General features: G+C 56.5%; 8 protein-coding genes. All 8 read left to right on the top strand.

What is annotated here, in order from left to right; translation table 11 throughout:
- The first annotated feature begins 3 nt into the window (after positions 1-3).
- The 8 genes from traC (at position 4) to NKT35_RS22270 (ending at position 12,483) form a co-directional block, all read left to right on the top strand.
- Complete coding sequence (gene traC, locus NKT35_RS22305) at positions 4-2,445, top strand: type IV secretion system protein TraC (protein ID WP_254297426.1); 2,442 nt, start codon at positions 4-6, stop codon at positions 2,443-2,445.
- Entirely contained in the window at positions 2,438-3,100 is a 663-nt protein-coding gene (locus tag NKT35_RS22300; RefSeq protein ID WP_254297423.1) for a TrbI F-type domain-containing protein, read from the top strand. The genes traC and NKT35_RS22300 overlap by 8 nt, the downstream gene beginning before the upstream one ends.
- A complete protein-coding gene (gene lepB, locus NKT35_RS22295; protein ID WP_254297421.1) occupies positions 3,081-3,596 on the top strand; it encodes a signal peptidase I in 516 nt (171 codons plus the stop codon). The genes NKT35_RS22300 and lepB overlap by 20 nt, the downstream gene beginning before the upstream one ends.
- Positions 3,597-3,633: 37 nt before the next feature.
- Positions 3,634-4,776: a TrbC family F-type conjugative pilus assembly protein gene (locus tag NKT35_RS22290; protein WP_254297419.1), complete on the top strand. Its 1,143-nt coding sequence runs from the start codon at positions 3,634-3,636 to the stop codon at positions 4,774-4,776.
- Positions 4,734-5,939, top strand: coding sequence for a TraU family protein (locus tag NKT35_RS22285; protein ID WP_505190934.1), 1,206 nt, complete (start codon positions 4,734-4,736; stop codon positions 5,937-5,939). The genes NKT35_RS22290 and NKT35_RS22285 overlap by 43 nt, the downstream gene beginning before the upstream one ends.
- 34 nt (positions 5,940-5,973) lie before the next feature.
- Complete coding sequence (gene traN / locus NKT35_RS22280; protein ID WP_254297415.1) at positions 5,974-9,840, top strand: conjugal transfer protein TraN; 3,867 nt, start codon at positions 5,974-5,976, stop codon at positions 9,838-9,840.
- A gap of 193 nt (positions 9,841-10,033) precedes the next feature.
- A complete protein-coding gene (gene traF / locus NKT35_RS22275; protein ID WP_254297413.1) occupies positions 10,034-11,026 on the top strand; it encodes a conjugal transfer protein TraF in 993 nt (330 codons plus the stop codon).
- Positions 11,026-12,483 carry a conjugal transfer protein TraH gene (locus NKT35_RS22270; protein WP_254297410.1) on the top strand — a complete coding sequence of 486 codons (1,458 nt, stop codon included), beginning with the start codon at positions 11,026-11,028 and terminating at the stop codon, positions 12,481-12,483. The genes traF and NKT35_RS22270 overlap by 1 nt, the downstream gene beginning before the upstream one ends.
- Positions 12,484-12,486 lie beyond the last annotated feature (3 nt).

Below are 12,486 nucleotides of genomic sequence, written 5' to 3'. Positions count from 1 at the left end.
CCTATGGCTATTGCAACAAGAGTTGCTCGCGCAGCGGAAAGGTTTCGCGCTAGCGAAGCCTTTCCGTTGCTGTGCTACGACGAGGAAACCCATAGTTTTGTCAGCGATGACGGCTTCTTATGCCGAATATTTCATTCCCAGTTTCTGACTGGCTGCAATGACGAAACCAGAAAGCGCATAGCTGCGGCATTGTCCATCGGCTTGCCGGATGGCGCGCTGGTATCGTTTCACTACCTGATGACGCCTAATATCAGCGGCGCCATCGGCATATATGCGCGTCCCCGGCGCAAGGGATATGTGCAGGGCTATGATAATTCGCTATTGGAGGCGACTAGCGAAAAACGCATCGAATTCTTCAGGCAGGCGACAGAAGCGCCGGTACTGAACGAGCAAGGCTCGTTGCTGATGGAGCCTGAGGCCATTATTTGCTTGAAGATTCCTTGTCAAAAAAACAAGCCTCAAGCAAGCGACTTCAAAGAATTCGTCGACCTGTCGGGAAAATTCGAGAGCGCGCTGCGTTCCCTGGACATCCAGGTCGAGTCCATGGATGAGGAAAGCGTCCTGCGCTTGCTGCGGCGTTGCTTCAATCCATATCTCGATCATGGAGATATCGGCGTGGACCCTCACCTGTTGTTGCGAGAACAGATATTGAGTCCGGGGCAAACGCTCAATCCTAGCCGTAAAACCGGAGAGTCCATCGTTGTGGAGTCCCCGGCAGGCCAAAATCATATCCGGGTGTTGAGTCCGCATATTCTGCCCGAGCATATGGCGCTTGCCAGGATGATGCGTATTGCCGGCGATCCTGCTGGCATGAGCAATCAAATCAAGATTCCATTCATGGTGACGACCTGCCTGCACTTTCCAGATCAGGCAATGAAAAAGGCGGCGATCAAGACCAAGGCCGCGGCCATCAACTGGCAATATTTCGGGCCCACGGCAAGGATTATCCCGATATTGGGATTGAAGAAACGCGACTTCGATCTGCTTTCCGATGAAATCGCCCGCGGCGGCACGATGTGCGAAATGTTCCTCACCATCACCTTGTGGGGACGCAGCGAAGAGGAGGTCAGCCGGCAGGCTGGGGGCGTACAGGCCATTTACAGCGATTTCAACTTGCAAGTGCAAGAGGAGGCGCGCATTCGCTATGAAATGTTCTGGAATTCTTTACCCGGCTTTGTCAGCGGCGAGTCGATGAGCCAATGCCAGCGTTGGCGGACTATGAGCGTAAAGCAGGCGCTCAATTTTTTGCCCTTGTTGGGTGAGTGGAGAGGAACGGGCACGGGCGGAGCCATTATGCTGCATACCCGGCGGAATTCCCCTTTCATGCTGGATTTTTATGATTCTCCCACCGCTTATTCATTCACGATCAATGCGGAGTCCGGGGCGGGCAAGTCGGTATTGGCCAACCATATCATTGAAAGTTATTTGTCGCAGGACCCTGATACACGGGTGTATGTGATCGATGATGGCTGGTCGTATTACAAGTTGGCCCAATGCCTGGGAGGGGAGTTTATCGCTTTCAAGCCAGATAGCGATGTCTGCCTTAATCCTTTTACCAATATCGTGTCGTTAGAAGAGGAAATGGATGGGCTGGTCGAGATTGTCGCCAAAATGGCTGCGCCCACCGATCTGCTGGGGGATTACGAGAGGGCAAGAATACGCGAAGGTATTCTGGCCAGTTTTCAAGCTAGAGGCACCGCGATGACGGTAACCGATATTTACGGTTATTTACGCAATCAGGATAACGAGTCAGCCATCAAACTGGGAGAGATGCTGCATCCATTCACTCAATGGGGGGATTATGGCCGCTGGTTCGAGGGTGAAAACAGCCTGGATCTAAGCAAACGCTTCATGGTCCTGGAAATGAAGGAGTTGGGCAATCGAAAGCATCTGGCTCAGGTTGTGCTGTTTGCATTGATGCTGAGGGTTTCCCATGAAATGTATGTGGCCGGCTTGAATGCCAAGAAATTGCTGCTGGTCGATGAGGCTTGGGAAAAACTGGATGATCCGATGGCTGCCGGGTTCATGGCGGCGCTGGCGCGAAAAGTGCGCAAAGAAAAAGGGGCGCTTGGGGTCATCACTCAGAAAATCGACGACCTGTATCACTCCAAAGCCGGCATGGCGATTGCCGCAAACTCGCCCTTTCGGCTGGTGTTGGCCCAACGTCCGGAATCCATTGCGTCCATTGAAACCGAGCGCCTGTTGGAACTGGATCCATATGGCTTTCAATTGATGAGATCGGTGCACACTGTGCCAGGACGTTATTCGGAAGTAATGGTAATTGGCCCTGGCGGAGAATATGGCGTGGCAAGGTTGATTGTGGACCGATTCACTCAAGTGCTGTATTCGACCAAGGATGCGGAACGGAATGTCGTGATCGAGGCCATGGAGCGTGGCCAGGATCCCAAACGCGCGATAGAGGAGTTCATTGAGCATTATGGATAAACCTTCCCGTTCCAGCAGCGGAATCATTTTGCCTGCAGGCCTCGAAACCAATGCGCCGCCCATAGCCTCCTCGGACGCTCCGAGGGTCAATCCACAGGGCTATATCACTCGTTTCGGCGCCGTCATGTTGTGTCTATTGACCGCCGGAGCCAGCCTTGCCGGCGGATATATGCTGAACGCGCTGTTTTCTACGGCGCCTAGCGTGGTGGTGGTCGATGACGAGCAATTGGTGCAGGCCAAGATTCAATCCATGATTGTCGCCAAAATGACGCCTACGCAGGCGCAAGCGGAGACGCAGCAGTTTGTCGGCAGATTGGCTGCCGTGATGAAAAGTTACGCCGAACATGGCTATGTGGTGCTTCGCGCGCGAGATGTCCTGTCGGCGCCGGTGGGGAGTAATCAAACCACAGAGTTGGCCCGCCAATTGGGCGTCACGCTGCTGACTTCGGTTGAAACCGTGTCCGGCGGAAAAATGCCGCTGCCGATTCGCAATGGGGTGCAGGAACTGGGGGTGGGAGTGGAGAGCGGCATGAGGCAACAGTGGAGCACGGCCCCTTCATCCGGCTTGGGTGGGGAGTCCGCCTCAGCGCCTTTGCATGATCCTTCAAGCGAAAATTACGACCCGGCAGATCCTTATGGCCTTAAGTCCCGATAAAAAGCGATTTGCCGTCAGATCTTTGATCGCGGCTGCGATCTGTTTTGGACTTGCCCAGGCATTGGTGTATTGGAACGATGGTCGATATCGAATCGGCATCGACTTCCAAAAGAATGTGCATTGCCTGCCATGGACTGTTTTTTTCATGGAGCGCAAACCAGCAGCCTGGCTTCCGGAGCGAGGCGACTTGGTGCAATACCGTAATCCCCGGCTGGATAGAGGATTCGCAGCCTTCACGATGTCCAAGCTGGTGATGGGCGTGGCTGGCGATCGAGTCCAGATCAAGGGGGGGCGCGTATATCTCAATGGCCGTTATGTAGGCGGTTTGAATTTGTCGCAAGCGCTCGGGAAGAAACCGCAAGACTATGCCCGCGCGTTCACTTTGCGGGAAGGCGAGTATTTTCTTATGGGGTCGCAGCCCTACTCGTATGACTCTCGTTATTGGGGGCCGATCAGGCATGAAGAGATTATTGGTCGCGTGTTGCCTATTTTTTAGCCTACAAGCTTGGGCGAGGGATCCTTTTCTGCAGCAAATGGAGAAATTGTCCTCGTCGTTGGAGGCTAGCGCAGCCAAGGGCGAGTTGCTGAAACCCGAGCAGCCATGGATCCAACAATCCCTGTCGCCGGTCTCGCCTCAAGCCAAAGAGGCGGCCTCCATTGCCATGAAACTCGCGGATCGGGCCGAGGAGAATGGCCAGTTCCGCGACGAGGCGGCGACATGGCTGAGCAGGGGGGCGGTAAGGAGCGGGATAAGCTCGCCGGGCGCGCAGACGCCGCAGCAGTTGGCGGCGACGCTGCGTCAGCAGATACGGCTCTATGTCTTTGTCAGCCTTGGCATGCCTGAAACCGTGCTTAAGAGCTATTTCCTGGAGGCGGCGTCGCGGCCGGATGTCGTGCTGGTTTTCCGTGGCTGGACGCCGCCGCATTACCGTGAACAAGTGGCGGCCATCGCCAAGCTGATGCCGGAAGGCAAACGGGTCAATGTGATCATCGACCCTACGCTGTTCCGAGCCTATCAGGTGGACGCAGTTCCGGTTCATCTTGTCCTGACAGCGAAAGGCGTATGGAAGAAAGCGGGCGGAGCGGTTTCCATCAGCGCGGCGAAGGACGCGTTGGAGCGCGGGCAAAACCGTCAGCAATTAGGCAGTCAATATCAAATCAAAGAGCCCGACATATTGCAGATTCTCCAAGCGAGAACCGCGGAGTTTGATTGGGATGGCGCGAGAGAGGGTGCGATGAAGCGAGTCGATGCGCGGCTGCCATCGGTGGACTTGCCGGTCGCCGATGCGAATCGGACTTATTTGGTTGATCCGACCGTGACGCTGGCTAGGGATATTCGGATGGACAGCGGCGAACTTGTCGCGGCTGCCGGGAGCAAAGTGAATTCCCTGCGGAGCTTGCCTTTGCTGCGACCTATTTACGTATTCGATCCCGGCCAGATCCGGCAGCTTGATTGGGTCAAGGCGCGATTGCAGGAGCGAGATGGGCTGGTGCTCGCGACCAGATTGCCGCGTCCCGAAAATGGCGTGAGCCTGGCGGATCAGGTCGGTTCTTCCTTGTTCCCTCTGAATTCTCAATTGGTGAAGCGTTTGGCATTGCAAGCGACGCCGTCCCGCATCGTGCAGCTAGGCGATTGGCTGGAGGTGACGGTTTACGATTTGAGAGCATCGCCATGAGCGCCGCGAGGATATGGCTGAGTCTGATTGGCCTGCTTTGTCTCCTGGTGATGGGAACCGCTCGGGCAGACACTTGGCAGAGCGGCAATGCGCTTTGTCCAAACAGCAAATTGCTCAGTTCCAAGTTGGTGACGGATATCTGCTGGGGCGCGATGTTTCCGATTCGGCTTGCGGGTTTTGAGATGTCTTTTGGGATGAAAGGCGAAGCGCCTGAGGGTGCGACCCGCGACAGGATCTGTGTCTGCGGCGGCAATTTGTCCGAAGGCAAGCTGCCAACGATAGGCCTCACAACCGGCATGTGGATGCCGACTCGGCTGATGGAGTTGACGCGGCAGCCGTATTGCATGCCGGCGATGAATGGCGCGCGGATCTCCAACTCCTCTGCCTCGGCAGGGGGGAGCCGGACAATAGGCGGGAATCGGCGCAAAGCAGGCTCCAACGATAATGGCAGCAAGAATCTCGGCCAGTATCACATGCACTATTACACCTTTCCGTTGATGGCCATGATGGGCTTGCTGAATGTCAATAGTTGCAATCCGGACGGCGCGACGGAGTTCGATATCCTGCAATTCAGCGAGATGTATCCGAACTGGTATGACGAGAGCCTGAGCGCCTTGCTGAATCCTGAAGCGATGCTGTTTGCCAATCCTGTCGCCTACGCCGCCCAGCCGGTCGATTGCATAGCCAGCACGGCGGGCAAACCCATGGACTCCATCCATTGGATGGCGGGTTGCTGGGGCGCCATCTATCCATATTCCGGGTTTATCTCCGGAAATCGCAGCAGCGTGCAATCCACCAGTCTGGCAGCGGCGAAGGGCCTGGCCATGCTGGCGCGCGTGGGCGCTTTGCGGCGGTCGGTAGGGGATGACGCCTATTGTTCCAATCCTTACATGCCCGTCCTGAAAAAGTCGCAGTACAAGATGCAGATGATCTATCCGGTACCCGAAACCGAGTCCGGCGATGCTCCATCCCTGCCGTCTTCGGGCGAGCGCAGCGACGGCGTGGGCGAAGTGGATCCTGGCGCTATCTCAAGGGGTTCGTGCACGCATCCGATAGGCGCCGCGACCATGCGCTGGGGCGAGTGGCGCTCCCGGCCCGTGACGGGGGAGGACCATATTTACTTGATGTGGCAATGGGTGGACTGCTGCATGGGCGCGCTGTGATCAACATGGATTCCGAAAAATGCAGGCTTGGCGGTTGAAACGGATTTTGCAAAAGCTGGTCTTGGCGCTAGTGCTGGTGTGCCAGCTGGGGATGGGCTGCGGAGCCGTGGTTTGGGCGGAGGACAAGCCGCCGTTGCCAATGCCGACGGTGAGCCAGAGCGCCAACGATGCCCAAAGCCTGGGCATGGGCATGCTAGGCGCCATGCAAGCGTTGCCCACTCTGACGGAGGGCGCGGGGAGCAGCCGAAGCAATCTGGACCTGAATGAAATGTATGGCGGAGCAGGCCTGGCCGATGTGAACCGCTTGGCGGGGGCAGTCCACTCCCCCGAAGATATGGTGGCGCAAGGCCAGGTGCTAAGCGCCACGGCCCGCGAGCGGGGTTGCCGGCTGACGCAGTTTCGGCCTGCGGGAGAGCAAGTGGTGGTGTCAGTGCAGGCTTGGCTGCGCACTTATGGCCAGAATGCCCAGGGACAGAAGGTGATGCTGTCCGAGGCCCCCGACAGTTTCCAGGGGGAGGTTTCCTTGAGCTATCCCAGCATAGGCGCCAGTCGCGAATTTGTCGTCTCGGTTAAGCTGGAAGGCAACCGGGAACGTATTCTCAAATACCGGCTGACGCCGTTCAATGGGGTGAACGACGGCTCGAGCTTTACCTATGCGCATCGTTTGAGCGGCGCCTTGAGCGGCAGCGTAGCCAGTTATGGCAATCGTAAAAACGCATATGCCACGCAGGGCAGCTTCTATATGAATGGCGGCTCCGGCCAGGTGACGGCTACGCTGTATCGGGTGCAGAAGGATTTTCTGCCGCGTAGCAGTGGCGCTTGCAGTCCAGACCCGGCGGGGTGCAGCTTGCAGGGCGTCAATTTCTGCGCTGAACCGGGGCTGGGCGTGCGCGATGTGTTCGAATACAAGACCAATGGCCGACCGGATAATCTGACTGCGGCCACGGATTTGATGCTGCAAGCGAAAGACCATCCGGCGCCGAACCCTTCCGATCGCGACGTCGGCGCCATTTTCAATCGAGGCAGTGGTTTGCTGGATGGCAGCGATCCAGTCTTCAACGAAATCTTCCAGGGTTGCGGCAGCGGCATGACCTGGGAGCAGATGAATCGAACCTCCCCGGCGCAATGGACGCAATGCAGCCGCCGATATGCCTTCCCTGGCGGAAAGAGTTGTTCGGCTCAGCGCGATGTCAAGTTTGGCGCCATCGCGCGGCAGCGCAAAGTGTTCTACGTCTCCTCCTGGCGCAAGGTCGGAGAGGGCTATCAGCCTTATCCGCTCAATCGGACGCTGCAGGTGGCGATTCAATCGGTGGGGGTCTCCAAGCGTTGGGAGGAAACCATGACCGCCGCCGACGGCACGCCGGTTTCCGTGCGTTTCGAGCAGGAGCCGTTTACCGTCGATGCCAACAGCCATGCCGTGCAAAATGCGGTGGGGGGCAATTTTTACACCTGGGGCGGGCCGCAGGATAACTACACCATCCGCGGCCAGCTTTATGTAGGCTCCGAGGCCGCGGTAGCCGCCGATCTGTTCCAGATCATGCTAAGCAAGACGCGGGGGTGCGAGCAGATGATCAAAGCGGCTTACGATGCGCCGGGCTTTTCCTCGCAAGCTGCGTGCAGATCCGCGCCGTCCGCCGTGGATGGCGTGCTGTTTACCGGGCCGGGGCTGGGCGCGCTTGGCCTGTTCGAAAGTTGGGGACCGCGAGAAAAGCCAATCGCGCCGTTGTCCTGCTGGAGTTTCAACGCTTCCGCCTCCTGGCAAGGGGATGCGCTTGGCGCGCCGGATGCCGGCGGCTATGTGGGCACCTGCGGAACGCTTGCCCAATCCTGCCGCTTGAGAAAGTCGCAGTGTGTGAAGCAAGGGGGCAATACCGGAGTGTGCCTGGAGGAAAAACAGTTCTTCGATTGCGGACCCGCGCCTGCGCCGTCGGGGAGGGCTGCGGATGCCAATTTGGTTTCCTGCGCCACGCCGATACGCTGCATGGGCACGGAGTGCAGCAATATCAAGCAGGATGCGCCGAATGCCGATTTCGGCAAGGCCGCGGCAGGCGCGCAGACCCTGGACATGATCCGGCAAGACTATGTTTGCGCGGAAACCAATGAGAAACCCAAGCCCGGGCAGAACCAACCGTGCACGCCGGTGATTTTCGGCGGCGAGAACATGAGCTGCAAGATCGGTTTGGGCAATGAGGTGGGCATTACGCCGGATTGCTGCAAGAAAGGCGAGGAGATGTCCGGGGGCGTGTCCTGGATGGATTACCTCAATGGCATGCGCGCTTTGCAGAAGGCGACCGAGCTGCCCGCAGTCCAGGCATTTGTTTCGCAAACGCCTGGCTACAGCGGCGTGGTGAAGATGTTCGATACCGCCAGATCCGAACTTTCGTCTGCGATCAGCCAGGTAACCACGCCGATCAGCAATGCGCTGACCAATGGCCTCAATCAGATGGGCAATGCCGCGACCACCATGTACCAGGAGTTGACTGGCCGGGTGGTGTCCAGCACATCGCAGGCGGCCGCCACGTCGGCGGCCCAGGCTGCCGGAACCGAGGCGGCCTCGACTGCTGCCGCGGATGCCGGCATGTCAGGGCTGGTGGGGCAGTTGCAGCAAGAAATGATGAAGATGGCCTACAACTTTTTGAAAGACACTTTCGGTAAGGATTTGGCCGGTAAGCTGATTGAGGAGAGGGTTGTCGAGGTTGGTGGCAGCTCGATGACAGAATACGGTCTCAGCGCAGGCGCCCAGCAGGTTTTGCAGACATTCAATACCGTGATGCTCGTTTACTCCATCGCCAAGCTGATAGGCCACATGGTGGTGAAGTGCGATGAAAAGGACATCGGTTTGGCGGTAAGCAAAAAGCAGCGTTTGTGCAGCTATGTCGGCAAGTATTGCGCCAAGAAAGCCCCGCTTTCTTTCGATTGCCTGATCGAGAAGGAGTCCTATTGCTGCTATAAGTCCGCGCTGACCCGAATCATCAGCGAGCAATTGCGCAAGGGACAGAATCTGGGGGGAGGCTACGGTTCGCCGGAAAATCCCCGCTGCGGCGGCTTCAGCATTGAAGAAGTCCAGCGCGCAGACTGGTCTCGAGTGGACTTGTCCGAATGGACGGATATGTTGGACCAGGCCGGCATTCTGCCCAAGAACCCAAGCCAGCTGGGCGCCAGGATAGACCAGCCGCTGCCGGCAGCCAACCAGGTGCCCGTGATTGCCGGCTCGCCGGATCTGACGCGCGAGAAGTTGCAAGATCTGCGCTTCGCCGATCGGATTCAGCGCATGGAAGACAATAAGTCATTGTTGCGGAATCAAAAAGTTTGCCGTCAAAAGGGCAGCGGCATGCAGTACTGGTATGGGGAAGAGGTCAAGCCGGAAGATGTGATTCGCCCCATCGGCGGCTCCGAGCAGGGCGGGGTCAGTTATCAATGCAATTCCGGCGATCCATCTTTGCTGTGCATTGATATCTGGATAGGCAAGGTTGGCGATAACTATCTGGGTGAGAACTGTTCGGTCGAGGCGCCGCATCGGCAGTATTTCGATGTCTGGGTCGGGCGTCCGGATTTGATCGAGGCGGCGTATTTTGTCGAAGGACAGTACGACGATCACTTGAGAATTCTGGTCGGCGGCAAAGAGGTCTGGAAGGACAGCTCATGGGGTGGCGTTTGCGAAAGAAAGGCCCACTGGTGCGTCGGCCAGGTACTGGACAATAGTCAAGGCTGCCAGTCCGACTATTGGCAGCCAGATCATGCCAAAGGCGTAGTGGCGACCGATTATTTCAAGAAGATGGGGAGGATATCGACTGAGGCTCATGTTCGGGTAGGGGGCAATGGGGAAGGCTACGGGCGCGTTCGCGTCTATTACAAGAACCCAGCGTACATCATGGATTGCGTCGATCCCGCCAGCCTCTGACTTCGCAGGATCCGTTTGCTAAAGCGCTGCTCCGTGTTGCGGGATGGCGCTTTTTTAATGCGTAAATCAGCAATTTACGATGATAAATAATTAAAAATATGACATTTATCGCTGCTTGGTGTATTGTTTGGTGCAAATGTAGTCTTATACTTTATTATTTTTTGTGCTGAAAGGTTTTCAGCTGTTCCTTAGCTTGGAGCTGCGTGTGAAATTTCCTTCCCGTCTTGTCAAACCTCTTGCTGTGCTTTTGGGGCTGGCGCTGCTGGGCAGCGCGCGCGGCGGTTTTTTCGACCGTAAGGCGGAGGGTTGGTATTGGTATCAGGATCCCAAGGCGAAACCTGTTCAAGCCGCGCCCGCGGCGACGCAGCCGCCAATCGCGCCGGCCATTCAGGACACGCAGGAGACAGCGGCTTCCGCAAAGACTTCGCCAAAAGTTGACGATGTCAGCGTGCCGTTTTCGGTGAAGTGGTTCCAGAAGAACTTGGATGAGTTGCGGGAAATCGCAATCAACGAACCAAGCGAAGAAAATGTCTCGAATTATCTCTATGCGCAGCGGGTGATGTTCGATAAAGCCGAAACCTTCTCCGATGTTGCGGCTTATGTGGCGAAAACCGATCCTTATCTGGATGAAAATAATCGGTTTCCCTTTTCCAACGCGGCTTCGTTTTATGTGATGGCGGAAAGCGCCAAAGCGAAGAGCCGTGCTTTGGAGGATCTGAGCCAGCGCGCCGCCTTATGGTTTTTCTTTTCGTCGCGCTGTCCCAAGTTTTGCGCCATCCAGTATGAGACGGTGAAAGCGGTCGCGCAAAAGCGGGGCTTCCTGGTCAAGTATGTCAGTCTGGATAATGTGCCGTTGCAAGGCATGACGGATTATGTCGCCGACGAAGGGCAGTTCGCCAAACTGGGCTTGAGCCTGACGCCATCGATTGTGATGGTATCCCCGCCGAATACTATGGCCATAGTCGCTCAGGGCGCGTTGGCGCAAAGCGAGCTGGAGGACCGCATCTTGCTGGCGGCGAATCACAGCAAATTGCTTTCGGCCGAAGTGGCGCGGGAGATCAATCCATTCGAAAGAGGGCGGTTGCAGGCGGATGATCTGGCCGACCTGAAAAAGCGCGGCATAGATCCCGATGATCCCAAGTCTTGGGTCAGCTATTTGCGGCAGACTTTGAAAGGGCGCTACTGATGAAACCCAAATTGCTTGTTTCATTGTTGATGCTGTCCTTGGCATTCAGTCCCGCGCCTGCGCTGGCGAGTTTGAAAAACGAAGTGGAGGGTATGTGGAAGTCGACGATGACGCCGCCTTCCACCTGGGAGACCCAACGCCGTTTCGGCGCATCGCTGGGGTCTGTTTCCTTGAGGTCGCCACAACGCCAATTCAACCTGGTGTCTTTTGATCCACCGAGAATTGAGGCCGGTTGCCGTGGCGTGTCCCTGTATATGGGCGCCTTCTCCTTCATTAATGCCGAAGAGTTTCGGCAATTGCTGCGCAATATCGGATCCGCGGCGATTGGTTTTTTCTTCGAAATGGCGCTGCAGACGCTCAGCGGCTCGCTGCATTCGGTTTTGTCGGGCTTGGCCGAGAAAGTGCAGCAGCTAAACCAGATGTTCCAGAATACCTGCCGAATCAGCAAGGCAATCGGCTATGGGGCTTTCAGCGAGGTCAAGGACATGCTGCCTGAATGGCTGAAGGCGAAGAGCGAAGATCAAAAAGTGGCAGACAACCAAACGGGCGACCAAGCCGCCGCGCAGAAAAGCATCAATGAAAACGGCACTGCCGATGCGAATGAAACCATGCCGGCCTGGGGTAATTTCCTATGGCGCGCGCTGTCACGCCAGCATACGGGCCTTGATTCAGGCGATTCATTTGGATTCAGCGGCTTGAGCGCTTCGGAGTCCAAGCAGATCAAGGAGTACATCATCTCGATGTTCGGCACCGTGGTGCAAATGAAGCAGTTGAGTGATGGCAGCAATTGCGCCGCTGGGAAGCAATGCTCGCCGCAAACTGTGCCTTATGAATTCTCATTGACCTTTGAACAGTTCTTGACGGGAAACGCCGATAGCGGCAATTCCCAGGGAGCTACGTATTGGCGCTGCCCGGAGAGTAATCCCGACCCCGTGAGCGGCTGTACCAAAATGGAAAGAACTCCATTCAATTTCAAGGGTATTTCCGCAGTTTTGCATAACAAGTTCTATGGGACGGATGATGAAACCGACATTAATCCGCGTTCTGGATCGATAGTCGATACGATGCGCAAAGGGCTGCCGCTGAACGCTTCGCAAACGGCTTTTCTCAACTCCTTCCAAACACCGGTGTTATGGGGCTTGTTGGAGGCGCAGAAAGACGCCTCTGGATTCGATACCGTCGTGGTGTTGAGCAAGCCATTCATGGCCAGAGAACTGTCCATGCGGGTGGGCGAGTCCATTTTGCAATCGGTGAACAAGGCTTATACCGGCAATAACGGCAAGCAAGACTCCACGCCCAAACTCCCGGATTTCGAGGCGCGCAGAACGGCGATTCAAACCACATTGAGCCAGCTCCGGAAAGAGGCCGCAAAAACGGCGGAGGATTACAACACCTTCATTACCGCGGTGCGCAATTTCAGACAAACAGGCAGCCCAACCACGCTAGTCATGCGCTAGGGA

This window comes from Chromobacterium sp. IIBBL 290-4, assembly GCF_024207115.1.
In the GTDB taxonomy this organism is placed as follows: Bacteria; Pseudomonadota; Gammaproteobacteria; order Burkholderiales; family Chromobacteriaceae; genus Chromobacterium.
This window is presented reverse-complemented; position numbering and strand designations above follow the sequence as displayed.